Source organism: Streptomyces sp. NPDC052721 (genome assembly GCF_040678315.1).
In the GTDB taxonomy this organism is placed as follows: Bacteria; Actinomycetota; Actinomycetes; order Streptomycetales; family Streptomycetaceae; genus Streptomyces.
The window spans coordinates 1-25,375 of the sequence record NZ_JBFATL010000015.1 but is presented as its reverse complement, the minus strand read 5'-3'; the positions used below and the strand labels follow the sequence as shown (position 1 = coordinate 25,375).

Sequence of the window (25,375 nt, the reverse complement as noted above, 5' to 3'; positions counted from 1 at the left end):
CACCGCGTCATTCGGGCCTACCCAGCGCTTGGCGCAGAGCCAGGACGGCCTGGGCTACAGCCCCGCGTGCCGCGGTCGTCGACGACAGTGGGGTAAGCACGACGAAATCGTGGATGACGCCCTCGTACCGCGTAGCGGTGACCTCTACTCCTGCCGCACGCAGCTTGGCCGCGTACGCCTCGCCCTCGTCCCGTACGACGTCCGCCTCCGCGGTGATGATGAGCGTCGGCGGCAGTCCGACGAGCTCCTCCTCGGTCGCTCGCAGCGGGCTTGCGGTGATCTGCGTCCGCTGCGACTCATCGGGCGCGTACTGGTCCCAGAACCAGCGCATCGCATCCCGCCGTAGGAAGTAGCCGTCAGCGAAACGGCGGTACGAGCCGGTGTCGAAGTTCGCATCGGTGACCGGATAGAACAGTACCTGCTGGACGAAACCGACGTCCCCGCGCTCCTTGGCCAGCAGCGTCAGGGCCGCGCTCAGATTGCCGCCCGCGGAGTCCCCCGCGACGGCCAGCCGCGTCGGGTCGATGCCGTGGTCGGCTCCTCGACGCGCGACCCACCGGGCCACCGCGTAACACTCCTCCAGGGCGACGGGGTAACGGGCCTCCGGGGAGAGCGTGTACTCGGGGAAGACCGCGACCGCCTGTGCGCCCACCACCAGGTCACGGACCAGCCGGTCATGGGTGAACGCGCTGCCGAAGACCCAGCCCGGGCCGTGGATGTACAGGATGGCGGGCAATGCCCCGACGACCCCCTTGGGACGGACGATGCGCACCGCGACACTGCCGTTCGGTCCGCCCGAGACCGCGATCCACCGTTCGTCGACTTCGGGCATACCGCCCTGCCCCAGGCGTCCTTCCTGCCCGCCGGACACCACATGCGCGGGAAGTGCCGCCCCGGCGGCTCGTGCCGCTTCCGCTGTTCCCGCTCTCTGTATCGCCTGCATGGCCTCGCGGCCTTCCACCGGGCCCAGGTCCGTGAGGTACGGCGGCTCTGCGGTGGCCTCCACGAACGCGCGGGCGGCCGGTTCGAGCACCGGTTCCGCAGGGTTGGAGGATGGGTCGGACATCACGTTCTCCTTGGCGGCGGTGGCGTCGTGCAGTGCAGCTCAACACCAGGTGCGCCTGCGCCGCGCGGCCGTGGAGGCGCGGCCGGGTTCGGAGCAGGCGAAAGATCAACTCCAAGGGAAACCCGGATGCGGCCCGGGGCGCATCAGTCGCATGACTGGGCACTGAGGCCTGTTGATCGGGCATGTGACTGTCGGGTGAGTGACATCGCCCGCTGTGCGGTCCCGAGGGCGCCCTGCGCTGCCGACCCGAAACTCACCCCACTCGGTGGACAGCTCACGAGCATGACGCGGAATTCTACGGCCTACCCCCAGTGGGAAAGGGAGCACGGCCAGCGGGTTATGGCACGGGACGGGCAGGTGCCCCCCCTGGTCATAGGCGACAGGTTCGTCTACCGCGACGCAAGTCATGTGGCGGAGTCCTACGCCGAGGCGCTGACCCCGGTGCTGCGCCAGGAGCTGCGGAAACCGGGGAGGCTCGGCGGGTAGCCCTGGAGCAGCCCGCTCGTCTGCCTGGTACTGCCCTTCCTAGGGACGGCTGCCCAGGAAAAGGCCCTCACCTTCCTGACGGGCTGGGCCGCCACCGAGCTCCCCGCCCGGCCGACGGAGGCGGCAGGATCGCCCCGGCTGCCCGGAGCAGCACCTGGGCAGGGGAATCCAAGGACGGGGCGTAGCGCATCAGCGGGACGGCATGGCAGTCCGAAAAGTTGGGGAGCAGGGTGTGCGACACCCTGCTCCCCAACGTTGAGCGATTCGACGAGGCGTACGTGCACGCGGGCTCGGGCGGCGACTGGGTCGACGCCGTGCCGCTCTCCGGGGCCCGGTGGCCCTCGTCGCCGGCCTTGTGCCCGGCCACGGCCTTCCGACCGCCGAGGACGCAGGGCGGCTGCGCGCGGCGGTGCACCCCCGCTCGGGTCTGGGCCTGGAACCGGATGAACTGCTCGCCCGGCTCGACGACTTGACGCGACGGTTCCAGAGCGACAACGGCCGGAACGGGGGACGGGCCACTCCCGGCCGACGCAGGAGGCGCGGAGGTTCACTGACGGAAACGAGGCTGGCGCGGCGTGCCTCTGTCTGATCTACGACCCCGTCTCCCAGCGCTGCTCCCCCTCGAGTGCCGGTCATCCCGGACCCGTCGTCACGCGCCCCGACGGCACGTCGTCGATCCGGCGTCCTGAAGAACCGAACAGAAGGGTCACACCGTACGGAGTGCTGCGAGGTCGCCGTACGGCGTGACCGCGGGTCGGGCTCAGAGCATCAGGCTCACTCGGTCGCTGATGCCGAGGAGAGACTTGCCGTAGACCTCCAGGCCGATCTCCGGGACCAGACCGGCGTGGCGCGCCGCGACGTTTGCGTCACGCCAAATGCGCTGGAGAGGGGCGGCATCGGCGAACGAGGACGCGCCATGCACGTTCAGGAGCGTGCTGATCGCGTCGAGTACGTGCTGCGCGGCGAAGCCGGCCCGGGCTCTGACGTGCGCGCGTGCGGCGTAGTCCAGGGGACCGCCGGAGGCGGCGGCCTGATCCACCTCGGCCACAGCCCGGTAGGTGTGCAGGCGGGCCGTCTCCAGCATCAGCGCCGCCTCCGCCAGCTTTGTCTGGACGCCCACCGAGTCGGCCTGACGGCTGTGGACGGTGAACGACAGCGGCTTGTCCGCGGCAGCGTCCACCGCCACCTTTAGCGCCGCCTTCCCCAGGCCGAGCAGCGGCCCGACCAGGCACAACAACAGCATCGAGCCGAACGTCGAGGCGTACAGCGTCTCGTCCAGGGACGTGCGGGGATAGACGCCTTCCGCGGCTGCGGGGACCGACAGCACTCGGTGCTCGGGAACGAACACGTCCTGCCCGATCAGGGTGTTGCTGGCGGTCGCCTTCATGCCCGCGGTGCGCCAGGTGTCCTCGATGGCCAGCTCGGAGGCGGGGATCAGTACGAGTGCCTGGTCCACCACTGCTCCGCTCCCGTCCTTGAGCAGAGCACCGACCGCAGCCCACGTGGCATACGGGGCTCCGGAGTTGTACGACCACCTGCCGCTGACGCGCCAGCCGCCCGGCACGCGCTCGCCCACGCCCGTCGGAGCCGCCACACCGGTCACACGAGCATCGGCATCGGCGCCGAAGACCTCCTCCTGGGCCTTGTCCGGGAAGAGGCACGCCATCCAGTTGGTCACCGCGATGATCATGCCGACCCAGGCCGCCGAACCGTCGCCCTCCCCGAGGGCCTCGGACACGTCCGTCAAGGTCCGCAGGTCGGTCTCGTAGCCGCCGTACCGCCGGGGGGTCAGCAGCCGGAAGACGCCCGCATCGGTCAGGGCGTCGACGACCTCCACCGGCAGGACGCGGTCCGACTCACCTCGGGCTGCCTGGTCCCGCAGCAGTGGCTGCAGGGCGACGGCCCGCGCCACCAGCTCGGCCCCGATGCCTTCCCTGGACGGCGCACCGGCGTCGTCCTGGCGGCTGTTGGTGTTCACAGATGATTCTCCTTTTGTGTGGTTTTCTGTCAGGCAGGGCATCCCGCCGTGAATGCCTGTCCAGGGCATGCGAGGCCCAGGTCGAGGTCGGGCTCGGGCAGCCCCGAATGCGATCTTCGCCAGGAGCGCTGCGAGTTCCGCCGGCTTCAACAGGAAGGGCGAGTGGTCGCCCGCGATTCGGTGGACTGCGCCCGGCCTTTCCCAACACCTGCTGGGCCTGTGCGGGCAGGGCCTGGTCGTCCTCGCAGATGGCGTACGCCGACGGGGCCGTGCGCCACCCCGCCTTGGTCAGGACGTTGAGAGCGACTTCGTGCTCTGCGGCACCAGCCGCTCGACCGACCTGAGTTTCTCCGAGCACCACGCGCCGTGCCATGCCCCCTGCGCCAGGAGCAGAGTCGGACGGGAAACCCCATCAGCCACGAAAAGAGCCCACTTTCAGATCGGTCAGAAGTCAGGCGCCCGGCGGCCCGCATGGAGGACCTTAAAGGTTGATTGGACATACTGTCCAACGCTATGTTCAATCAAGTGAGCCGCACTGCAGGACGAGCGTTGACGGCTACGTGCGCCTGCACCGGAGCAGTTGAGCGCCCGTCACCCACCTGGTGGCCGGGCCACCTGGCCGAGCCGCCCACGGACTCCGCTCCCCCGACGGAGCGGTCCCAACGCGGCCCCGGTGGTCGGCTTCGTCATTCGCCCGGGATCTCGCCGATCTTGTCGACGACGCCGACGTTCAGCCGGGCCACCTCTGCGGACCCTAGAATCCGGAGCGTCTATCGGTCGCCTGCCAAGTCCGAGCGCCGGAAGATGTCGTTGCCCTCGTCCCTGATCTGCTGGGGGCCCTGGACCTTGGTGTACACGTACTGGTCTTGCGCACGGGCACGGCGTCCTCGGCCGCCGCGATCGTGGCGATGCGGTCGGCAGCCCCACGGCCTCCTGGTCGGTGGCCCGCTGACCGGCCCGCTGGTGAGGACCGCAGCGAGGACGGCTGCGGAGGTGGCCAGCGGCCGTGCTCACCGGCACGCCCAGGGTCTCGGCCGCGTCTGCGTATATCACCCCTGACCAGACGCACAGCGCGAAGGCATTCCGCTCGTGTTTGCGCGGCGGACCGAGGGCTGCGCGGGCGGCGGCGAGTGGTTAGGAATCGTCCAAACGGGCGGCCGGCTCGTCGGCGAAGTCGGGCACCGTCTCGCGGTCCGTGTGCCTTTCCGGCAGCCGGGCGAGTGCCGCCCGACGCCGCCGGGCGGTTCGCTGGGTGCCGCGGAGCACGTTCGTGGTGATGCCCGACAGCCAGGGTCGCTGTCCACCGCCGGTGCCGTCCTGGAACTCGGCGTCGGGCAGCAGTTTCTCGCGCAGTCGCCAGGACTCGAGAAAGGTCAGCGAGATCACGTCGTCCGCGGGGCTGCCATCCCGGTAAGTCGTGCGGCGTGGCTGTACACGGTCTGCGAATGATCAGCGAAGAACCGGGGCGAAGGCCTGCGGGCGGCCGGCCGTGTCCGGGCACGTAGGGACAGGTCCACCCCTCGTCCTGTCCGCTCGGCACGCGGCGTCCCTGTACCGTCGGCCACAACGGCACGTATCGGGCCGACGGCTTGCCTTCACGCCATGCGCTCTCACGCGAGGCCGCTTCGGCCCGCGCGGTGAGCAGATCCCGTCGCGGCGCTCCTGACGGTGAGGTCTGCCGTCGCCGCGGTCGAGGTGTCAGCCGGACGCGGAGTCCTCAAGAAGCCCGGGGTCCTCAAGAGGCCTCCGGTCCGTCGACGCCAGGCGGTGGTCCACCGTGGCGATACCTGTCAGGACGATCGCGACCATGGTCATGCCGATCCAGCCGGCGATGGACGCTGTCGCGCCCAGCGGTACCGCGCACACCGCCCCGATCAGGCGGTCGGCGATACGTCCGCTTCCGAGCAGGCCCCGGTAGATCGCGTGACCCAGGAGGAACACCGCTGTGCCACAGCCCAGCCACCACCGGTGGGCATGCCCGTCAAAGTGGTGGATGGCGTCGCTGATCCCGGCCGCGACGAGAACAATGCCGATGATCATCACCAGGTGCGCGCTGGTGAACGCGTAGTAGGCGAGTGTCTGGCGACGGTCCTCGGTGGCCTTCTCGAACTCCGCGTCGGCTCGCTCTTCGTCCCCGTCGAAGTACACCCACCACAGGCCCGAGGCCACGGCGATCCCCAACGCCACGCCCAGCGCCAAGGGGGCGTTCACCGGGTGAATGGCCGACCCTTGGGCGCCGATTCCGATAGCGACCACCGACTCGCCCAGTACGACCAGCAGGAGCAGCGCATGCCGCTCCACGAAGTGATGCGGTTCGAGGACGAAGCCGCGAATGCGACCCAGCAAGGGCGAGAGGTAGAGGACGGGCACAGCGGTGGCCCAGCACACCCAACCCCATGCTTCCGGAAGGTGCGGGGCGACGAGTATGAGTACGCCGGCGGCGGCGTTGAACGGCATGTTGCGACGGATGGCCTGCCGCGCCGACGGGGCATCGGTTGTCAGGTAGACGAGCCCGTGGATGGCGACGACGGCCAGGTACGCCAAGGGGAAGGCCCAGCCCTCGGCATCGAAGGCGTACGGCACATCCAGCCCCATGACGAAGAAGCCCGTCATCGCGAGCATCAGCAGGAGGCGCACCTGCACCGCGTCAGGTCTCACCGCATTGGTGAGCCATCCGAACCCGCTGAACATCCACCACATGATGACCATCGGGAACAGCCCCTTGAGGAGGCCTTCCCACCCAGGATGGGTTTCCACCGCGTGGGTGACCTGAGTGACGACGGAGACGAACACCAAGTCAAAAAAGAGTTCGGTCGGCGTCACCCGGCCCTGGGTTCTCTCTGAAATCCACAGCCGTCTGGGAACGAGAGAGATGCCAGTCCGTTCGGTTCTTCTCACAAGCGGTTCGCTTTCCCTCATCGGTACGAGCGGACAGCCGTCCGTCGAGGCGCCCGGTGGCGGATCCTGCGATTGAAGGACGGCAGAAACGCCACATCTCGCGCCTGACCCTGCTCGCCGTGGCTGAGGGCAAAGGCCTCCTGGCAGTCGGCGGCATCCAGGTTAACTGATCGTCTCTTCGTGAGATCGGCGTGCCGACCGGGTGCGAGCCGGGGGGACCCCGCCTGTCCACGAGGCGGCGTCAAACGGCGGACCGGTGACCCGGCGGCACGGGGCGTTTGTGCCATCGTCCCAGCCCTGCTCCCGGCCGAGTCGGCAGCCAGGCGCGCTTGTCAACGGGCGTCGGATCGCCCGACCTGGCCCGGAAGCGGTCACCTTCCGGTAACCGCGTGCCGGTTGTGCCCATCGATACCTATGTGGGGGGCAGGTCTGCCTGCCCCGCCATGAGCACCTTACCTATGGGAATCGCTGACCGCCTGTTCCGGCATGGTCGGATGACGGATTACGCCCAAGCCCGACATGGCCAAAGATGGATTTCGAAAGGGAACGCCGACCGGTTGGCAGCAATTCACGGCACGCACCTGAATGGCGAAAGCGGTCGGCAATGAATACAGCATGTAAGGAGCTGGTCGCAGTGCCTGACATTTCGACCGGAGAGGCCCAGCGGGTTCTCTCGGCCGGTGTGCGACGGGCAGCGGAAATGGCGCTGCCCGTGAACATCGCGGTGTTCGATACCGGCGCGAACCTCAAGACCTTCGTTCGTATGGACGGTGCCCTGCTGGGTTCGGCCGACATCGCGATGGGGAAGGCGCGCACGTCGGCGCTGTTCCAGCTGGACTCCGAAGCGCTCTTCGAATACTGCAAGCCGGGCGGTACGTCGTTCGGTCTGGAGAACAGCAACGGCGGACTGGTGGTCTTCGCCGGCGGCAAGCCGATTCGCAACGCCGAGGGCGTCGTCGTCGGGGCCGTGGGTGTGTCCGGGGGGTCGGTCGCCCAGGATGCCGAGATCGCCCAGGCGGCGGCTGCCGCGCTCGCTGCCGCGTCGGCCTGAGCTTTCCGCCCCGGCTGGGGCGGGCCCTGAACCGGTCCTGCCGATCGGTTTCTGAAAAATCACAACGCACAAAAACCAAGTAAAGGAATTACATCATCATGAGCGGTAAGCGGATTCTGATCACGGGTGCCGGATCGGGTTTCGGTGAGGGTGCGGCCATCGGCCTGGCGAAGGAGGGCCACGACGTCATCGCCACGGCCCAGGTCTACCCCCAGGTCTCGGCGCTCCGGCTGAAGGCCCGCGAGCTCGGTCTGCACAACCTGCGCGTCGAGAAGCTGGACGTCCTGGACCCGTACGACGTCGCGGCCGCGCTGAAGTGGGACATCGACGTCCTCTTCAGCAACGCCGGTATCGGTGAGGCCGGTCCGGTCAGCGAGATCCCCGTCGGGCTGCTGCGGAAGAACTTCGAGACGAACGTGTTCGCCCCCCTTGAGCTCGCTCAGAAGTTCGCCCGCAAGTGGATCGACCAGGGCCGGCCGGGCAAGGTGGTCTTCACCTCCTCCATGGGCGGTCTGTTCACCCCGACCGGCTTCGGCCCCTACGTGTCGACCAAGCACGCGCTCGAGGCCCTCGCGGAGGCGCTCCGGGACGAGCTGCGCCCGCACAACATCAAGGTGCAGACCGTCAACCCCGGCGCCTACCTGACCGGTTTCAACGAGACCATGGCCGAGACGGCCTTCAGGTGGCTCGACGACGACAAGAACTTCAACAAGCGTGCCGACGTGCAGGCCGGGTTCGACTCGCTGCTCGGCACCGACGAAGGTCGCCTCGACCCCCAGGAGATGATCGACGCGATGGTGCGCATCGTGCCCAGCGACACGGGCAAGTTCCGCAACGTGGTGCCGGGCTTCGTCGAAGACATGCTCAAGAAGAGCCAGACCGAGGCCTGGGACATCACCATCTAGGTGTTCCTTCCACGGAGATCGCCTGACGCGGATCTCCTCCGAGCGCCTTGAATGGCTGAGGGCCTTCTGGCGGGGTGCGGATGACACATCCGCAGCGGTGACCGGAAGGCCCTCATGCCGTCCCGCCTGATGTCCTGGCAGGGGCACTTCCGTGCGCTTCCTCGGCTGTTGAACGGAGAGAGTGTGACAACCATAGGCTCGACCGTGACGAAAAGGCGGAACGAGGACGTTCCGTTGATCACCGCGTCACCGGCCTTGACCGGCGCCCTTCAGCAGGTGCTCGTCGATCTCATCGAGCTGCACCTGCAGGGCAAGCAGGCACACTGGAATGTCGTAGGTCGCAACTTCCGTGACCTGCATCTGCGACTCGACGACATCGTCGACACGGCCAGGTTCCCGCAGGAGAGCAGGACACGGCAACCGTGGCCTCCCTGCTCGACACGCGCCTCCGTGCCACAGCCGGGACGCTCAGGCAGGCACGTGACGAGGTGGACGCGGAAGATCCACCGACCGCCGACCTCCTGCACGCGATCATCGACGACCTGGAAAAGCACGCCTGGATGATGCGGGCGGAGAACCGTTGAGGACGGCCCAGGAGGAGCAGGAGGAGCAGGAGGAGCACCCCCAACCGACTTCATACCGGCCCGGCGGCTCGGGCCTGTCTCCTGCGGTGTCATGTGACAGATGCGGTGGGTCGCATGGGGAAACACACCGACGAAAAGAGAAAGGGGCCATGCCCGACAAACAACCGGAGAGCACGGCCGGCCGACCGGCTCTCGATCCCATCAGCTCGTTGCCGATGCGTGTCCATCGGATCCTGAGGCCGTCGATCCGTATCCCCATGCGGGTCGCTTTCCATTACGACCCGGGCGATCCTCTGATGGTGGACGTGTGTCTGCGTCCTCCCCACGGCCCTACCGTCACCTGGGTCATCTCGCGTGATCTGCTCTTCGAGGGCACACAGGGGCACACCGGCATGGGCGACGTAAGACTGTGGCCCTCGCCGACTCAGCCCCAGTCCGTGATGTACATGCAGCTTGAGTCGCGCGGCATGACGGCACTGTTCGAGGTGAGCCTGTCCACGCTGGAGACCTGGCTGCTGAATACCTACGACCTTGTGCCCCCCGGTACGGAACTGGACGGGTTCGACTGGGACCTGTTCGTGGAGCGTCTGCTCGGCGATGCCTGAGCACCCCCAAGCACCTTCTGAATCTGGAGTTCGACATGACGACAGTGACCGCCGCGGCGTCGGGATCGTTCACGATCGGCACCGACCTCACGGTGAACCGTCTGGGATTCGGTTCCATGCGGCTCACCGGCAAGGGGGTATGGGGCGACCCGAAGGACCCGGACGAGGCGGTGCGTGTGCTGCGCCGCGCCGTTGAGCTGGGCGTGAACTTCTTCGACACCGCCGACAGCTATGGGCCGTTCGTGGCCGAGCAGCTCATCAAGAAGGCGCTGCACCCGTACAGGGACGACCTCGTCATCGCCACGAAGGCGGGACTGAGCCGGCAGGGCCCGGACCTCTGGACCCCGCTCGGCCGCCCCGAGTACCTGCGTCAGCAGGCCGAGCTCAGCCTGCGGCACTTGGGGGTCGAGCGCATCGATCTCTTCCAGCTGCACCGCATCGACCCCACCGTGCCGCTCGAGGACCAGGTGGGCGAGCTGAAGAAGCTGCAGGACGAGGGCAAGATACGCCACATCGGACTGTCCGAGGTCAGCATCGCCGACCTCCGAGCGGCGCAGAAGGTCGCGCCGATCGCGACCGTGCAGAACATGTACAACGTGGCCAACCGCTCGGCGGAGGAACTGCTCGACCATGCGACGGCCAACGGCATCGGGTTCATCCCGTGGTACCCGCTCGCGACCGGCGCCCTCGCGGTGCGCGGCGGCCCCCTCGCGAAGATCGCCGAGCGCACCGGACACACCCCCGGCCGGCTCGCTCTCGCCTGGCTGTTGAAGCGCTCGCCCGTCATGCTGCCCATCCCCGGCACCTCATCGGTCGCGCACCTGGAGGACAACATCGCGGCCGCGACCGTCCAGCTGTCCGATGAGGACTTCGAGGCGCTCGCCGCCGCGAACTGAAACTCACCCGCCCCTACCGCCAACGGAGAGAAGATGCCCCGCACGTTCCTCATCACCGGCGTGAGCAGCGGCCTCGGCCGCGCCTTCGCCACCGCCGCCCTCGAGGCGGGTCACACCGTCGTCGGCACGGTTCGTGCCCCGGACCACGCCGCCGCCTTCGAGCAGCTCGCCCCGGGACGCGCCCATGCCCGCGTGCTCGACGTCACCGACACCGATGCCATCGCGCCGACCGTCGCGGCGATCGAGGACGAGACAGGCCCCATAGACGTGCTCGTCAACAACGCCGGCTACGGGGTCGAGGGCACTTTCGAAGAGACCTCCCTCGACACCTTCCGCCGCCAGTTCGACGTCAACGTCTTCGGCGTCGTTGCGGTCACCCAAGCCGTCCTGCCCCGCATGCGGGAGCGCCGTACGGGTCACATCCTGTTCGTGACCTCCATGGGCGGTCTACGCGCCTTCCCCGGCCTGGCCGCCTATCACGGCTCCAAGTTCGCCGTCGAGGGCATCGCCGCCACGCTCGCCCAGGAAGTTGCCCCGCTCGGCATTCATGTCACCGCCATCGAGCCCGGCTCCTTCCGCACCGACTGGGCCGGCCGCTCGATGCACCGCGTCGAGAGCACCATCGCCGACTACGACAAGATCTTCTCCGCGACCCGCGAACGCCGCCTCGCCATGAGCGGCCACCAGCTCGGCAACCCCGCCCAAGCCGGCCGCGCCCTGCTCGCTGTCGTCGAGGCCGAGAACCCGCCGACCCACCTCATCCTCGGCAGCGACGCGCTCCGGCTCGTCGCCGACGCCCGCTCCGCCTTCGACGCCGAGACAGCCGCGTGGAGCGAGCTGTCGAAGTCCACCGACTATCCCGACGGCGAACAGATCGCATGAGAGAACCGACAACGACCGGAGATTCGAGTGAGAACACATGACATGACTGTGGTGCTCACCGGCGCGACCAGCGGCATCGGGCAAGCCGCCGCGCGTCTGCTGGCGCCGCAGGTGACCCGATTGATCCTCCATGGTCCGCAAAGGCCACAAGAAGTTACTGGACAGCTGGAGGAGCTCCGCGCTGCCGGCCCAGCGGAGGTGCATTACGTGCACGCTGACTTCGACAGCCTGGCCATGGTGCGCGCACTCGCCTCAGAGATCTCGAAGATCACGGATCGGGTCGACCTGCTCATCAACAACGCCGGCCGCCCGGGAGCACCGCGACGCAGGCTCAGTCACGACGGCAACGAAGCGACTCTCCAAACGAACTACCTGGCGGCCGTGCTGCTCACGGAATGTCTCACCCCGTTGCTCGTTGCATCCAGCGGCCGAGTAGTACATGTCGCTTCGGCGACCCATCTGTCCGCTTCGCTCGACCCGGACGACCTCAATCTCGAGCGCTCCCACTACAGCGCGACGACTGCGTACGCACGCTCCAAGCTGGCCTTGGTGGCGCACGCTCGGTGGCTGGTTGAACAAGCGGCCCCGCCGCAGCCGGACACGGTAAGTCTCCACCCGGGAGTCATCAGCACCGAGCTTCTGCACGCCATGTTCGATATCGGCGGTGACTCGGTCGTGCACGGAGCTCACAACGTGGTGAATGCCGCCCTGTCCACCGGGAGGTGGGCCGGCCAGTACCTGGACGAGAGACGACCGGCACGGCCGAACCCCCTGACCCTCGACGCCGATTTCCGGCACCGGCTCGCACATCGCACCTCCGAACTCTTGCACCCCTCCGGCAAAGCACCTGAAAAGGACGAAGCCCTCCCCTGACAGCGGAGAACATGCGATGTTTGTCATGACGAGCCCGTTGCTGGAAGCCGACCGCAAGGTCTTCGCCGAGGGCTTACAGGGCGCCCTGGTGAACCTGCTGGATCTGTCGCTGACGGGTCCGGGCGACGCTTTCACTCTCTTCACCTCCCGCTCGACGAGGTCGGGACGGGCGCCCGGGAGTTCTCCTACGCTGTCACCGAGAGGGCCACTGCACTCGGCATTACGCCCGACGGCCCGGCGGCAACCTTCGCTGCCGCCAGCAACGTGTCCGTCCACCCCGCTGATCGGGTACAGGACAGCAACGCAGTGACCCCAGTCATAAAGACCTTGGACTCGGCCATTGCCCGGATGCGGGAGCGGGTGACGAACACGCGAACTCGCCGACGTCCCCGCCGCAGGCCTCGTGCCGACCGCGACGCTGGACCGGAAGACCTGGCGTCGGTGGACGCGTTCACGCCGTCCCCGCGCGGGCTGTTCGACATCCTCGTGGCCAACGCGGGGATCATGGCGCTTCCAGAGCGGACCGTCACGGACGCGGACTGGGAGATGCAGCTCGCCACCACCTTCCTCGGGCACTTCGCCCTGGCCGGCGCGCTGCACGCTACGCTGCGTGACGCGGGCTCTGCCCGCATCGTGGTCGTCAGCCGCGCGCCGGTGTTCAGCGTTGTCCTCCTCCTGGCCGCGCAGGAGGGGGCGCCCGGCTCTCCTGCGGTGCGGGACGATCAGCCCGGTGCCCAGGTAAGCGCCGTCCGCGATCACCATCGTGCCTGCCGCGAGGGCGGGCGGGTTGGACTCCCGCCAGACATGCGCATCCGCCTTGTTACCGGGGCCGGCCGGGCGGATGCCACTACCAGGCGGGTGTCGGCAAGCCGGGTCGTCCGCAGGTGTGGACGCGGCGGCAGCTGATGGACGGCATACGGGGGCGGACCCGGACCGGTGCCCCATGGCGTGACGTGCCCGAACGTTACGGGCCGTGGGACCGGGTTTATGACCTGTTCCGGTGCTGGCAGCGGGACGGCACCTGGGCGAGGATCCTCACCCAGCTCCAGGCCGAGGCGGACGCGGAGGGCCTGATCACCTGGGACGTGAACGTCGACTCCACCGTCTGCCGGGCTCATCAGCACGCTGCTGGCGCAGCGAAAAGGGGGATCTCCAGAAGGAACCACCCGGCGGTATCTTCGTCGAGCCGGCCGACCACGGCCTCGGACGCTCCCGCGGCGGACTGACCAGCAACATCCACCTCGCGGTCGAGCAGGGGAAAAGCCCTTGTCCTGCGCAGACACGGGATCAAAGCCACCATCCCTGTCCCTGCGGACCGCGTCCGCAACCGCCTCAAGCGCGGCTCGCGCGGCGGGCGTCCACCGGCGTTCGACAAGGACGACCACAAGCAGCGGCACGCGGTCGAGTGCGGGATCAACCGGCTCAAGCGCCACCGGGCCGTCGCCACTCGGTATGACGAACTCGCCGTCCGCTACGAAGCGACAGTGCTGGTCGCAGCCATCAACGAGTGGCTGTGACCAGCACTTCGTTCACCGATCGGCCTTGACCTCGACGCGCGCCCATCTGAGGAGGCGGTGCCGTCGATCGTCGCCGAGCTCTTCGCCGATCGCCACTGCGGCTCGGGGCCGCCCCTGACAAGGACGGGCACGCGCGCATTCACCATGACACCTCGGCTGTCTCATGGTCCGTCATGTGACAGACCCCGTGGGCCGCACGGTGAAACAGACTGACTTGTCGGGCTTTGCACATCTGGTCACATGACTGATGTCCCGAGGGCTGATCCGCGCCATGGTTGCGGGAGTGCCACCGCATTCATGAAAGGGAGGGCCATGCCCCACAAACAACCGACGTCCACGTCCCGTACTCAGTTCGGCAAGCTGCCGGACCAGCCGACAGTGACGACTCCGACGCACCGGCACGCCAAAGCGTTTCTCGATGCTGAGCGTGCCCGCATAGCCACGCAGCCCGGCCTCGGCGTGGCCGGCCTCCTGGTGGTCGTTCCGGTCGCCTTGCTGTTCGCGTTCGGGCTGGGCGGCGCGGAGGACTCGGTTGTCGTCCTCTCGCCCCTCGTCACGTTCGCGCTGCCGCCCCTGACAGTGATCGCCTTCTGGTGGGAGGACTGGCCGGGTTCCAGCCTGCGTCCCAAGTGGTCAGCATGCGTGGACGCACTCCTGATCGCGGCAGCGGGCATCGCCCTGGCGGTGGCGGGGCAGCGGGTGATCGGTCACGTCGACGCCGCCGGTATCTTCGATCCGACTCCGGGGCCTGGTCACTCGCCGTTGTATCCCGCCTCGTTGCCCCTGGGACTGACCGCCTTCACGGCGATCCTGCAACTGACCCTCGCCTTCGAGGGCTGGCCGCTCAAACGCCTGCCGCGGCTCGCCGGCGGGATCGCGGCCCTGGCGCTCTCCTGGGCCGTCGCTCTCCTGGTGCACTACGTCGCCCTCGACTTTCCCGCCCCGCCGGGCTCCGGCCTGTTCAGCCGGAGCGGGCCGTTCTCCCGGGAGCACATCTCCGTTGTGCTCGCCGTGTGCGGTTCGTGGCAGGTGTGGCTGTTCATCGTCTGGCGTGGTTGGCCCATGAACGCATTGCGGAAGCGATGGCTTCGGATCGTCGTGGGGAACGGGCTGGTGCTCGGTGGCGCGGCGCTCACCTACGCGCTCGCGTACGGCGCGGGCGGGGTGGAGCCTCCCGCCATCCTGGCGGCCGCCACCAGCTTCAGTGCTGCCGGTGTGCTTGTCGGCATGCTCTTCGAAGGAGCGCTGCGCCCGTACCTGTCCGCCGCCTGGGAACGGGTGGCCACCCTTGCCGTCACCGCGGCGGTGGGTGCCGGGCTCTGTACCGGGCTGCTCGCCTATGCCAACACGCTCGCCTGGTCGACCTCCAACGCTGAGGCGTGGGTAGGACATGCATGCATCAACGCATTGGCGTTCGGCGTGATCCTGCACGTGGCGGTCTGCCACCGCTGGCCACTGGACGACAAGACCTCGGCACTGCGGCAGTCCGAGACGCCCGAACAGTCGCCGTGAGCCGGACCGGACCGTCCACAGCCTTCCCAGGGCCTCGCACTCGGACGCTGCGGGGGCCCTCGCCGTGGTCGACCCCGATCGGCCGGCGGAGATACGGCGGACGAAGGACGAGGCGATCACAAAGGCACTGAAGTGGCAGTCGCTGAGTGTGGCGGAGCTGGGTGCCTGCCGGCCTCGGGCAGGAAGCCGGGCTACCTCGAACTCGGGCACCACAGCGCGAAGACGGGCATCGAGTTCGCCCGCCGCCCCGACCTCGCAGAACGGCATGCCCGGACCATGAGCACGCTGGAGGACGAGGACCCGGGTGCGCCAAGGACGCGCTGCGGGGACTGAGCGGGTCCTGCACGAGGCCCGAAGGCAGTACGCGCGTGAGCCGGAGCCTGCGGCGGTGGTCGGCCCACCGCCGCCCCCGGGCCGGATCGGCCGGCATCAACGGCGCGATCCGTTCCGACATCGCATCAGTGATCACTCATCGGACAGTCACAACCGATCAACTGATGAGCCCATCAAAGAGTCAGGCTCTAGGTCGGAGTCGGGCCGACGGGCGTCGCCTTCGCCCCTCAGGGCGCATCACCGTCGCCCCACCGTTGTGTGCCCTGCTCTGTTCTCAAGTCATGCGCCGTCCCTGGAGTAGCGTCGTGGTGGAAATGCTTATTTTCTCGGATCGCTTTCTCCAGTGCGTGGCGTAGACCGAGGCGTTGTCCTTCCCGGTACGCACGCGTGTACTCGGTCTCACCGAGCGACCTACGGGCATTTTCGAGACCGCGTTCCCGGTGGGCGGTCAATAGGGCGAAACCGAAGAGCCGGGGAGTGCCGGACGGGTGCCACACGCGGTCCACGGCTCCCAGCAGGACCGCCGCCGAGCGTGCATCGCCGTAGGAGGAGAGCACCCAGGCCAAAGTCTCGCTGAGGGTTGCTTCCCCGAGGTGTTCGTCGATCTCCCTGGTATGCCGAAGCGCACGTTCAAGGAGTTGCAGGGCGACCTCCGGCTGCCCGGCTTCACCGCGGTCGACGGCGAGGGCCCACAGCAGGTAGCACTGGTGCCACGTGTTTCCTTGGGCCTCGGACATCGCCAGGGCCTGTTCGAGCAGCGGGGTGGAGCGAGCGCGGTCACCTTGAAGAACTGCGGCGAAGCCAAGTTGGGCGATGCACTGCTGCTGTGTCAATAGCTGGGCGGACCAGCACCCAGTTGCCAGGGAGGAGTTCGCGTGCCGTGTTGCGTTCTCCGTGTCCCCGGTGACCAATGCCGCCAAGCTCCGCAGCTGGAGAAAAGCGGCGGTGAGTTCGGCTCTGGACGCCCAGCGCGCTGGGGGGTCTTCAGTGCCGGAAGCGGTGGGCATCTCGGCCAGGACCTGTTCGCTGCGGCTGATCACCTCGTGGGTGCTCTTGTGGTCTCCATGGAGAAGGAGCAAAAATCCGGCCACCCATGCGGCTTGGCACCACGTGTCAGTGGTCTCGGGGGAGGGAGGCTGCGGGTGCCGGTCAAGGATCGTTCGCATCCAGTGTGCGCCCTCGCCCACATTGGCCGAGGTCAGACAGTGCAGCCAGAAGCCGAGGGACGCGCGTAGCACGGCCTCCGCGGGCTCACCGGTCGGTGGCGGTGCGGTGACGATCTGCCGCAGGTTGGGGTGCTCGGCGCGCAGGCGACGCAGCCACTCGACCTGTTCGGAGGAGCCGTAAGCGATGCCCGCCTGCGCGGCAAGATGGAGATACCACGCACGATGGCGACGCACGGCGAGCTGTGCTCGGCCGCTTTCCGCCAGGCGCTCCTGCCCGTATGCCCGGACCGTTTCGAGCATATGCAGGCGGGTGCGACCGTCTGTCTCGACACTGGTGAGGAGTGATTTGTCCACGAGCCCGGCCAGGGCTTCGAACGCGTCATCGGTTGCGGCGGCATCGGGGACTTCGCCTTCTTCGGCACGTGCGCAGAGTTGCTCGGCATCGGTGAGCAGCACACCGCCGGAACACAGCGACAGCTGCTGCCAGGCCGTTCGCTCGGCTTCGGTGCACAACTCGTAACTCCAGTCGAAGAGTGCGCGCAGCGCCTGGTGACGAGGGTGTGCTGTGCGGTCGCCGCCGCGGTGGCCGAGCAGGAGGAACCGCTGGTCGAGTCGCTCCAGAAGGTCGTCGATGGTCAGGGTGCGCAGCCGTCGTGCGGCGATTTCCAAGGCGAGGGGCAGGCCGTCCAGTCTCTGGCACACACGCGCAATGGTGTGCCGGTTCGCCTCGGTGCTCTGGAATCCGGGGACGGCAGCCTCGGCGCGGTCCACGAAGAGCTTCATGGCCAGTGAGGTCACGGGACCCTCGTCCATGGCGCCTGTCTCGTGCAGGCGACCATTCACCCAGGTAGGCAGGCCCAACGGTTTCACCTGCAGCACATGCTCGGCACCGATATCGAGGGGCTGCCGACTGGTGGCGAGGATGCGTAGGTCCGGCAGGAGCGCGAGCAGGTCACGGACGGTGCGCACGCATCCGTCCAGCACATGCTCACAGTTGTCGAGCAGGAGGAGGACACTACGTCCCCGTAGCGCCCCGGCAAGTGCGGACAAGGGGTCCTGCCTCGCCCCGGCAACCACGCCAACGGCGGAGGCGACCGCCTCGGCGACGGCGTGATCGCTGCCGAGGTCGGCCAGCTCCGCACAGTACGTACCATCCGCGAACCGCTCGGCTACCTCACGGACGATTCGCTTGGCCAACCGCGTCTTACCCACACCGCCGACCCCGACCAGCGTGACCAGCCGGCATCGCTCTAACAGGTCGCCCCCGGCGGTCAGCTCGGATTCGCGGCCCACGAAACTGGTGGCTTCCACATCACCGAAGTCATGCGGGATGACATGGGCGGCATTCCCATGCGTCTCAGGCCCGTGCAGGTCACGCCGCACCTGCTCCCAGCGCTCGTCCCACGAGTGTGGATCCCCGCCGCAGGCACGGACGTAGGCACGGAGTACTTCTCGAGTGGGCAGCCGCTGCCCAGCGGCGGCCTGAGACAGGGTACTGGGAGAGAAACGGGCCGAATCGGCCATCTGCGCGTAGGTGAGTCCGGCCCTTTCACGGAGTGAGCGCAGCCCTAGCGCGAAGCGTTCCAGCGGACCCGCCTGTGGATCGAGCGGCTGTTCCCGACGCCCTGGCCTGCCCGCCAACTCTGTCCCCCTCCCCGGATGTTCAGATTGATTGGTTGATTATGGCTGCTCTTGCAGAGTGGCGAACAACCGTCGCCGTCTCCGATGCTCAAGGTCAATCGCTCCGCTGAGCAGCGGAGGCCGAGGTCGGCGGCGTCGGAGTTGTCGCGCGCTGCCGTCATGCGGCTGCTCCACCGGCCCGGCCCGGGGGGCCGGCGGAGGCATGTACGGATGACGGCCGCCGGGCTGTCCGCAGAGAACCCTCACGCGTAGGAGACGGAGACCACGGGGCATGGGTACAAGGACGAGGGACGCCACGAATCCGTCGGATGCCGAGCACGGGGATGGGGTCATGGTGGCCATCTCAGGGGGGACCACGTTCATCAGTGAGTCACGGACCACTTCGGACTCGGCAGCTGATAGCACGATTGTCGGTCGGCTCGCGGAACGCGCGGCGCAGGAGGGTTTGAACCTAGGCGCGACGTTGGCGTCTCCCATATCGGTCGAACGTCTGACTGGGGGTCAGGAGCAGTCCTCGTCCTCGGCGAGCGACGGGGGCCGATGCGCTGCTTCCCGCTTCCGTGCCCCACCGGATCGTGCTCGCGAGATCGTCTTTGAAAGGGGCACAACAGGGTGGCCGTAAAGGAGTTGGCGGTGTTTGTCATGCCGTGGCGGGCTTGCGGCAGTGCGGGCCGTAGGAACAGGCGTATCGAGAGTGACACAGCGGCTTTCAGGAGGTTGCGGTGACGGGTGTGGAAATCGCGGTCGGGTATGTGTTCGCCTGGCTGGTGGCCAAGGGACGCCGGGTGGCAGGTCGCGCCGACGCGGAGATCGACCGCGGCCTGGACACCGGAATGGACCGACTGCACGACCTGGTCAGCCGCAAACTCGGGCAGGACCCTGCGCTGGAACGTGCCCGTGAGGAAGCCGAAACCGGGCAGACAGAGCCCTCGGAGCGGACACGACGGCGACTGGCGGACTCCCTGGCGGACGCGGCTGAGCGGGACGGGGCTTTTGCCGAGGCACTGGAGAAGCTGGTCGAGGAACTTCAAGCCGGAGCAGGCATCGGATCCACAGGCGGGGTGTCCGCGTCGAATGACGGCCAGGCCGTCGGCGGGAACGTGGACATCCGCGCCAACGGCGGCTCAGCGGCCTCGTTGAGGATGGGAAACGTGACGCTCGGGTCAGCCCCAAACCCTCAGCAGCCGGGTCCGCATCAGGGCTGACCGTACCCGGCGCTGCTGCAGGCCCGAAAGCCACACCGCACGACCCTGCCGGAAACACAACCATCACCGCCAACCGCGGCAGCATCGCTGCCGGCAGCATTGGTCAGCTCACCCACAACCGGAACAAGACAAAGATCAACTTTTGGGGAATCGCGGCTGCGGTCCTGCTTTCCGGTGCCGGAGGCACCGCGTACTGGGTCACTGAAGCCAACTCGGTCTCGCTCTCCGACGTCGGCGCCGCTGAGGGCGAAGCCGGCGTGCGTGATACCTGGCAGGCGACAGCCATGGCCTTTCGCCTGCGCAGTGGCAAGAGCGTCTGCGCGCTTATGACCCCGGAATTCCGCAAGGGGCTAGAGGACCGGGCGACAGGGACGTGCGCGCAGTCGGTCGGCGAGGTGTTCGGCAGTACCAACGATTCCACCTTTAAAGAGGCGGGCTCCATCCGCCTGGCGAAGGTAGTGGTCAAGGGGCAGTGGGCTGAATTGGCCGAATCGGCGCCGGGATCGTCAGAGTGGAGCTACTCCTACATGGAGCGGTTCAGTGACCGGTGGCGCTGGTCGCAGCACTTCCTGTACGCCGAGTTCCACCCGGACAAGTGCCCCGAGATCAATACTCACAACTGGTACGAGCAGTACACCGAAGGTGATCCGAAGTGCTTTCAGGATTCGGTCTTCGGGCCAGACACTTCCACCTCGTGACCACTCGGCCGGCCCCGCTCCGCGCCGACGTCCAGGCGGGCCGGCCAGTACGACGACGACGTTCTGGAGGAGTTCGAGGGCGCGCTGGTTGAACAGCTCGCCGGCGGCCACAGGGCGGGAGCGCGGCGGAGGTGGCCCGGGTGAAGATCTCCACCTCGATGCCGATGTCGGCGAGGCGCCTGGCCAGCTCGACGATGTAGACGTTCATCCCGCCGGCGTCACGGGTCCGGGCTGGTGCAGGGGCGAGGTGTGCACGCTGAGCATGGCGAGGTGGCGGGGGCGGGCCCGTGCGGGCCGCGTCACAGGTGCTCAGCTCCCTTCGCGGTGCGCAGGACGAGGCGCTGCCCGCCCGCGTACACGTTCATGGAATCGCCGCGCAGGAAACCGACGAGCGTGAGGCCGGTCTCCGCCGCCAGGTCCACCGCGAGACAGGACGGCGCGGAGACCGCCGCGAGCAGCGGGATACCCGCCATGACCGCCTTCTGCGCGAGCTCGAAGGACGCCCGCCCGGAGACCAGCAGAATCCTTCCGGACAACGGCAGTTCACCGGCCCGCAGCGCGCGGCCGATCAGCTTGTCGACGGCGTTGTGCCGGCCGACGTCCTCCCGCAGGTCCAGCAGCTCTGCCGCGGGCGAGAACAGTGCGGCGGCGTGCAGGCCCCCGGTGCGGTCGAACACCTTCTGCGCGGCCCGCAGCCGGTCGGGCAGGGCGGCCAGCAGCTCAGGTGTGACACGAACCGGTGGAGTGTCGGCGATGGGCCAGCGGGCGGTGGTGCGTACGGCGTCCAGGCTCGCCTTTCCGCACAGCCCGCAGGAGGAGGTGGTGTACACGTTCCGTTCGAGCGTGATGTCGGGCAGCGGCACCCCGGGCGCGAGCCGGACATCGACGACGTTGTAGGTGTGGGAACCGTCTTCTCTCGTCCCGGCGCAGTACACGATGTTCGCCACGTCCTCGGCCCGGCTCACCACGCCCTCGCTCACCAGGAATCCGGCGGCGAGCGCGAAGTCGTCGCCGGGTGTGCGCATGGTGATCGCCAGCGGCCTGCCGCCGAGCCTGATCTCCAGCGGTTCCTCGGCCACCAGGGTGTCCGGACGGACGGCGGCCGCTCCGTCCCGGACGCGCAGCACACGGCGTCGCTCCGTGACCCGTCCCATGGGTGCCTCGCTCTCTCAGCACTCGATGACGTTGACGGCGAGTCCGCCGCGCGCGGTCTCCTTGTACTTGACCTTCATGTCGGCGCCCGTCTCCTTCATGGTCTTGATGACCTTGTCCAGGGAGACGTGGTGGCGTCCGTCGCCGCGCAGGGCCATCCGCGCGGCCGTGACCGCCTTCACCGCGGCCATGCCGTTGCGCTCGATGCACGGGATCTGGACGAGGCCGCCGACCGGGTCGCAGGTCAGGCCCAGGTTGTGCTCCATGCCGATCTCGGCGGCGTTCTCCACCTGCTCCGGGGTGCCGCCCAGCACCTCGGCGAGGCCCCCGGCTGCCATCGAGCAGGCGGAGCCGACCTCGCCCTGGCAGCCGACCTCCGCGCCGGAGATCGACGCGTTCTCCTTGAAGAGCAGACCGATCGCGCCCGCCGCCAGCAGGAAGCGGACCACGCCCTCCTCGTCGGCGCCGGGCACAAAAAACAGGTAGTAGTGGAGCACCGCCGGGATGATGCCGGCCGCGCCGTTCGTCGGAGCCGTGACGACCCGTCCGCCGGCCGCGTTCTCCTCGTTCACCGCCATCGCGTACAGGGTCACCCACTCCATCGCGCGGCCGGCCGGGTCGCCCTCGCTGCGCAGTGCCCGGGCCGCCGCCGCGGCCCGGCGGCGGACTTTCAGGCCGCCGGGGAGGATGCCCTCGCGGCCCAGGCCCCGGGAGACGCAGGCCTCCATCACCCGCCAGATCTCCAGCAGACCGGCGCGGATCTGGTCCTCGGTGCGCCAGGCCTTCTCGTTCTCCAGCATGAGCGCGGAGATCGACAGGCCGGTCTCCTTCGTCAGACGCAGCAGCTCGTCGCCGGTGCTGAAGGGGTACGGCAGCGCCGTGTCGTCGGGCTTGATGCGGTCCGCGCCCACGGCGTCCTCGTCGACGACGAACCCGCCACCGACGGAGTAGTACGTCTTCTCCAGCAGGGGCAGTCCGTCGGCGTCGTACGCGAAGAGGATCATGCCGTTGGCGTGGTACGGCAGGGAGCGCCTGCGGTGCAGGACCAGCTGGGTGGAGGCGTCGAAGTCGATCTCGTGGTCGGGGCCGATCTCGGCGCCGAGGAGGCGGAGGTGCCCGGTCTCGCGGATGCGTCCGACGTCGAGGTCGGCCTGGGCGACGTCGACCGTGTGCGGCTCGTTGCCCTCGAGGCCCAGCAGTACCGCCTTCGGTGTGCCGTGGCCGTGGCCGGTGGCGCCGAGGGAGCCGAACAGCTCCGCCCGTACCGCGGCGGTCTGGGCGAGCAGGCCGTCCTGCTTGAGCCGGACGGCGAACATGCGGGCGGCGCGCATGGGGCCGACGGTGTGCGAGCTGGACGGGCCGATGCCGATGGAGAACAGGTCGAAGACGCTGATTGCCACGCCATACTCCGTGGGACAGGAGAGGCGTGAGGGTCACGCCTCCGCGGGAGGTGTCGTCGTTCAGTGGGTGCGCCGGGTCACCGGCGGGCTCCGCGGATGTGCGCGGCGTAGGCGTCGGCGGAGAGCGCACCGGCGGTGTTCTCGGCGCGCAGCCGGAACAGCCGGCCGCCGGTGCAGGGTGCGGCGCTGATCGCACCGGGGTCGCGGGCCAGGGCGGTGTCGACCTCCAGGACCCTGCCGAAGGCGGGGGCGTACAGCTCGCTGACGGCGGTCGGGGAGCTGATCCGTCCGCGCGCCTCCCCGGCCTCCACCCAGCTGCCGGCCTCGGGCAACCTGAGGTCGACGACGTCACCGGAGGACTCGGCGGCGTACGCCGTGATGCCGACCGTGGCGTCGCCCTTGTCCACGGCGAGCCATGCGTGGTCCCAGGTGGCGCAGGTGACCGGGGATGCTCATGGCGCGGCGACCGCGGCTGCGGGAGTGAGGGTGCGGCGCAGCCGGTTGAACTGCTTGGGCTGGTTCAGGGAGAGCACGGCGACCGGGGTGTCTCCGCGCCGGTAGACGGCGGTGAAGGTGCGGCTGTCGAGGTCGCCGTCGACGACCTCCGGCTCGGCGCCGGGAACGACATGGCCGGCGAGCTGGATGCGCACCTGGTACTGGTCGGACCAGAAGTAGGGGGCGGTGAGCGGGGCGGGTGCCGGGACTCCGTCGAGGAGTGTGCGGGCGGCGGTCTTGGCCTGCTCGGTGGCGTTGCTCCAGTGTTCGATGCGGGCGTGCCGTCCGGTGAAGGGGTTGGGGCAGCGGGCCACGTCACCGACGGCCACCACGCCGGGGACGCCGGTGGCGCATCCGGCGTCGCACACCACTCCGTCGTCCACGGGGACCCCGGAACCGGCCAGCCAGTCGGTGGCGGGCCGGACGCCCACTCCGACCACGACGATGTCGGCGGGCAGGACGCGCCCGTCCGTCAGTCGTACGCCGGTCACGCGGCCATTGCCCTCGAGTCCGGCGACGCCGGTCCCGCACAACAGGCGCACCCCGTGGTCGGTGTGCAGCGAGGAGCAGACTCGGGCCATCTGGCGGCCGAGCTGGCGTTCCAGCGGGAGGTCGGCCGCCTCGACGACGGTGACCTGCAGCCCGAGACGGTGGGCGGTGGACGCGACCTCGGCGCCGATGAAGCCGGCGCCGATCACGACGACGCGGGGCAGGCCGTCGAGGAGTTCGGTGCGCAGGGCGCGGGCGTCGTCGAGGGTGCGCAGGGTGTGGACGCCGGCCAGTCCCTTGGTGCCGGGCAGCGTGCGGGGGCTGGCGCCGGTCGCGATGACGACGCCGTGGGTGCGCACCTGCCGTCCGCCCGTGAGGACGACGGAGCGGCTCGCGGTGTCGAGCCCCCGGGCGCGCTCGCCGAGGAGCCATTGCACGTCCAGCTCCGCGTACTCGGCGGGGTCGCCGAGGGCGAGCGCGTCGGCGTCGACGTCGCCCTTGAGGAAGTCCTTGGACAGCGGCGGCCGATCGTAGGGGGTGTGCAACTCCTCGCCCACGACGATGAGTTCGCCGTCGTAGCCCGCGGTGCGCAGGGCGCGGACGGTGCTCAGGCCCGCGAGCGAGGCTCCGACGACGGTGATGCTCCTCATGCCGCTCCCCCTTCGGTGGTCAGTCCGGACGAGGCCGTGTCCGCGGTGCATGCGACGAGCAAGCCCTCCGGCCGGGAATGGACGTGTGCGGCAGCGGGACGGCACATGGGCAGCCTCCGGGTTCGGGGAGTCGGAACAGCCTGTCTCGCATCGCACAACGAGACGCGTTATACGCAACATGCTTTCGTCGCGCCGATGGCTTGTCAAGGGATGACGCCGGAACGGATTCGACATACGCATAAGGTTGCGCATGGCACAACAGGCACCAGATCACCTTCGTCGGTGGTGGCCGCCCGGCGCAGTGCGGGGAGGTGCTGCTGCCGTCGGCCGCCTCGCGGATCAGGCTGTTCCGGTCGTACAGCAGCCGTAGCCGGATGAGGTCGGAGCCGGAGCGGATGGCGTCGGTGACCAGTTCGCTGAGGATGGGCTCGGGTCGGGCCGGGCGGACAGCAGGCGGGCTGCGTGATCGCCCGTCCACCTGCCGGAGGGGCCGCCGGCGGCAGGTGGACGGGCGGTACCGGGGTGCGGGGTCAGCCGGTGGGGCTCCCTTCGAGCTTCTGCTGCAGCCAGGCGTGGAAGGCGCCGATGTGGTGCTCGCTGGGCACCAGAACACCGCCCTTGGCGTACGCCCGGGAACTCATGCCCGGCTGGGTGCGCTCGCAGGCGTCGAAATCCTGGCGGTTGACGCGGTCGAACAGCTCCACGGACCGGGTCACGTCCTTGCCGCTCTCCACGACGTGCGGCAGGTACAGCCAGTCGCACTCCACGACCGTACGATCGTGCGCCACCGGGTACATACGGTGGAAGATGACGTGGTCGGGCACCAGGTTGATGAACACCTGCGGCCTGACCGTGATCGCGTAGTAGCGCCGGTCCTGGTCCTCGGCCACCCC

23 protein-coding genes and 5 pseudogenes are annotated in these 25,375 nt (G+C 68.6%); 15 read left to right on the top strand and 13 right to left on the bottom strand.

From position 1 onward, the window contains the following. Positions 1-7 precede the first annotated feature (7 nt). Positions 8-1,066, bottom strand: a complete 1,059-nt coding sequence (locus AB0L21_RS16820) for an alpha/beta hydrolase (RefSeq protein WP_365710401.1) — start codon at positions 1,064-1,066, stop codon at positions 8-10. Between the two features lie 357 nt (positions 1,067-1,423). Between AB0L21_RS16820 and AB0L21_RS16815 the strand changes: the two genes are divergently transcribed. Continuing rightward, entirely contained in the window at positions 1,424-1,552 is a 129-nt protein-coding gene (locus tag AB0L21_RS16815; protein ID WP_365784687.1) for a hypothetical protein, read from the top strand. A gap of 585 nt (positions 1,553-2,137) precedes the next feature. Next, the gene (locus AB0L21_RS16810) at positions 2,138-2,299 is read left to right on the top strand and encodes a hypothetical protein (RefSeq protein ID WP_365784846.1); all 162 of its coding nucleotides are present in this window, start codon (positions 2,138-2,140) and stop codon (positions 2,297-2,299) included. A 13-nt stretch (positions 2,300-2,312) separates the two neighbouring features. Here the strand turns inward: AB0L21_RS16810 and AB0L21_RS16805 are convergent, their stop codons facing one another. The 3 genes from AB0L21_RS16805 to AB0L21_RS16795 all read right to left on the bottom strand — a co-directional run bounded on the left by AB0L21_RS16805 (position 2,313) and on the right by AB0L21_RS16795 (position 6,353). Next, positions 2,313-3,530, bottom strand: a complete 1,218-nt coding sequence (locus AB0L21_RS16805; RefSeq protein WP_365784685.1) for an acyl-CoA dehydrogenase family protein — start codon at positions 3,528-3,530, stop codon at positions 2,313-2,315. 1,134 nt (positions 3,531-4,664) lie between these two features. After that, positions 4,665-4,916, bottom strand: coding sequence for a hypothetical protein (locus AB0L21_RS16800; RefSeq protein WP_365784683.1), 252 nt, complete (start codon positions 4,914-4,916; stop codon positions 4,665-4,667). A 312-nt stretch (positions 4,917-5,228) separates the two neighbouring features. Continuing rightward, positions 5,229-6,353, bottom strand: a complete 1,125-nt coding sequence (locus AB0L21_RS16795; protein WP_365784681.1) for a low temperature requirement protein A — start codon at positions 6,351-6,353, stop codon at positions 5,229-5,231. Positions 6,354-7,062: 709 nt separating this feature from the next. On the opposite strand from AB0L21_RS16795, the gene AB0L21_RS16790 reads away from it, so the two are divergent. The 7 genes and pseudogenes from AB0L21_RS16790 (at position 7,063) to AB0L21_RS16760 (ending at position 12,224) form a co-directional block, all read left to right on the top strand. Beyond that, positions 7,063-7,479, top strand: a complete 417-nt coding sequence (locus tag AB0L21_RS16790; RefSeq protein WP_365710407.1) for a heme-binding protein — start codon at positions 7,063-7,065, stop codon at positions 7,477-7,479. A 98-nt stretch (positions 7,480-7,577) separates the two neighbouring features. Continuing rightward, complete coding sequence (locus AB0L21_RS16785; RefSeq protein WP_365710409.1) at positions 7,578-8,384, top strand: SDR family oxidoreductase; 807 nt, start codon at positions 7,578-7,580, stop codon at positions 8,382-8,384. Between the two features lie 234 nt (positions 8,385-8,618). After that, positions 8,619-8,968, top strand: a pseudogene (locus AB0L21_RS16780) (ferritin-like domain-containing protein). Positions 8,969-9,117: 149 nt separating this feature from the next. Continuing rightward, entirely contained in the window at positions 9,118-9,573 is a 456-nt protein-coding gene (locus tag AB0L21_RS16775; RefSeq protein WP_365784680.1) for an SsgA family sporulation/cell division regulator, read from the top strand. 35 nt (positions 9,574-9,608) lie between these two features. Beyond that, a complete protein-coding gene (locus AB0L21_RS16770; protein ID WP_365784678.1) occupies positions 9,609-10,469 on the top strand; it encodes an aldo/keto reductase in 861 nt (286 codons plus the stop codon). A gap of 33 nt (positions 10,470-10,502) precedes the next feature. Continuing rightward, complete coding sequence (locus tag AB0L21_RS16765; protein ID WP_365784676.1) at positions 10,503-11,351, top strand: oxidoreductase; 849 nt, start codon at positions 10,503-10,505, stop codon at positions 11,349-11,351. A gap of 42 nt (positions 11,352-11,393) precedes the next feature. Beyond that, on the top strand, positions 11,394-12,224 hold the full coding sequence (locus AB0L21_RS16760) for an SDR family NAD(P)-dependent oxidoreductase (RefSeq protein ID WP_365784674.1): 831 nt from the start codon (positions 11,394-11,396) through the stop codon (positions 12,222-12,224). Positions 12,225-12,872: 648 nt separating this feature from the next. Here the strand turns inward: AB0L21_RS16760 and AB0L21_RS16755 are convergent. Further along, a pseudogene (locus AB0L21_RS16755) lies at positions 12,873-13,090 on the bottom strand (IS5/IS1182 family transposase); the annotation flags it as partial. 39 nt (positions 13,091-13,129) lie between these two features. Here AB0L21_RS16755 and AB0L21_RS16750 point away from each other — a divergent pair. The 4 genes and pseudogenes from AB0L21_RS16750 to AB0L21_RS16735 all read left to right on the top strand — a co-directional run bounded on the left by AB0L21_RS16750 (position 13,130) and on the right by AB0L21_RS16735 (position 15,586). Further along, complete coding sequence (locus tag AB0L21_RS16750) at positions 13,130-13,450, top strand: transposase (protein ID WP_365784844.1); 321 nt, start codon at positions 13,130-13,132, stop codon at positions 13,448-13,450. Between the two features lie 39 nt (positions 13,451-13,489). Continuing rightward, positions 13,490-13,741: pseudogene (locus AB0L21_RS16745) on the top strand (IS5/IS1182 family transposase); the annotation flags it as partial. A 240-nt stretch (positions 13,742-13,981) separates the two neighbouring features. Continuing rightward, positions 13,982-15,253, top strand: coding sequence for a hypothetical protein (locus AB0L21_RS16740; protein WP_365784672.1), 1,272 nt, complete (start codon positions 13,982-13,984; stop codon positions 15,251-15,253). 132 nt (positions 15,254-15,385) lie between these two features. Next, complete coding sequence (locus tag AB0L21_RS16735) at positions 15,386-15,586, top strand: hypothetical protein (protein WP_365784858.1); 201 nt, start codon at positions 15,386-15,388, stop codon at positions 15,584-15,586. A gap of 227 nt (positions 15,587-15,813) precedes the next feature. Here the strand turns inward: AB0L21_RS16735 and AB0L21_RS16730 are convergent, their stop codons facing one another. Together AB0L21_RS16730 and AB0L21_RS16725 are read right to left on the bottom strand one after the other, a co-directional pair. Beyond that, positions 15,814-18,135 carry an AAA family ATPase gene (locus AB0L21_RS16730; RefSeq protein WP_365784842.1) on the bottom strand — a complete coding sequence of 774 codons (2,322 nt, stop codon included), beginning with the start codon at positions 18,133-18,135 and terminating at the stop codon, positions 15,814-15,816. Between the two features lie 27 nt (positions 18,136-18,162). Continuing rightward, a pseudogene (locus AB0L21_RS16725) lies at positions 18,163-18,393 on the bottom strand (helix-turn-helix transcriptional regulator); the annotation flags it as partial. Positions 18,394-19,115: 722 nt separating this feature from the next. Between AB0L21_RS16725 and AB0L21_RS16720 the strand changes: the two are divergent. Next, positions 19,116-19,598, top strand: a complete 483-nt coding sequence (locus AB0L21_RS16720) for a hypothetical protein (RefSeq protein ID WP_365710426.1) — start codon at positions 19,116-19,118, stop codon at positions 19,596-19,598. 257 nt (positions 19,599-19,855) lie between these two features. Next, complete coding sequence (locus tag AB0L21_RS16715; protein ID WP_365784856.1) at positions 19,856-20,296, top strand: hypothetical protein; 441 nt, start codon at positions 19,856-19,858, stop codon at positions 20,294-20,296. Here AB0L21_RS16715 and AB0L21_RS16710 read toward each other — a convergent pair. From AB0L21_RS16710 to AB0L21_RS16685, 6 genes and pseudogenes are all read right to left on the bottom strand, one after another. Continuing rightward, positions 20,205-20,560 (bottom strand): annotated as a pseudogene (locus AB0L21_RS16710) (glycosyltransferase). The gene AB0L21_RS16715 and the pseudogene AB0L21_RS16710 sit on opposite strands and share 92 nt — an antisense overlap. A gap of 35 nt (positions 20,561-20,595) precedes the next feature. Beyond that, positions 20,596-21,450, bottom strand: a complete 855-nt coding sequence (gene fdhD, locus AB0L21_RS16705; protein WP_365784670.1) for a formate dehydrogenase accessory sulfurtransferase FdhD — start codon at positions 21,448-21,450, stop codon at positions 20,596-20,598. Between the two features lie 15 nt (positions 21,451-21,465). Next, complete coding sequence (locus tag AB0L21_RS16700; protein WP_365784668.1) at positions 21,466-22,848, bottom strand: L-serine ammonia-lyase; 1,383 nt, start codon at positions 22,846-22,848, stop codon at positions 21,466-21,468. Between the two features lie 77 nt (positions 22,849-22,925). Further along, entirely contained in the window at positions 22,926-23,255 is a 330-nt protein-coding gene (locus AB0L21_RS16695) for a glycine cleavage system protein H (protein WP_365784666.1), read from the bottom strand. A gap of 45 nt (positions 23,256-23,300) precedes the next feature. Beyond that, the gene (locus AB0L21_RS16690; RefSeq protein ID WP_365784664.1) at positions 23,301-24,482 is read right to left on the bottom strand and encodes an FAD-dependent oxidoreductase; all 1,182 of its coding nucleotides are present in this window, start codon (positions 24,480-24,482) and stop codon (positions 23,301-23,303) included. 530 nt (positions 24,483-25,012) lie between these two features. After that, positions 25,013-25,375, bottom strand: a 363-nt coding sequence (locus AB0L21_RS16685) for an SRPBCC family protein (RefSeq protein ID WP_365784662.1), incomplete at its 5' end; no start/stop codon positions are given.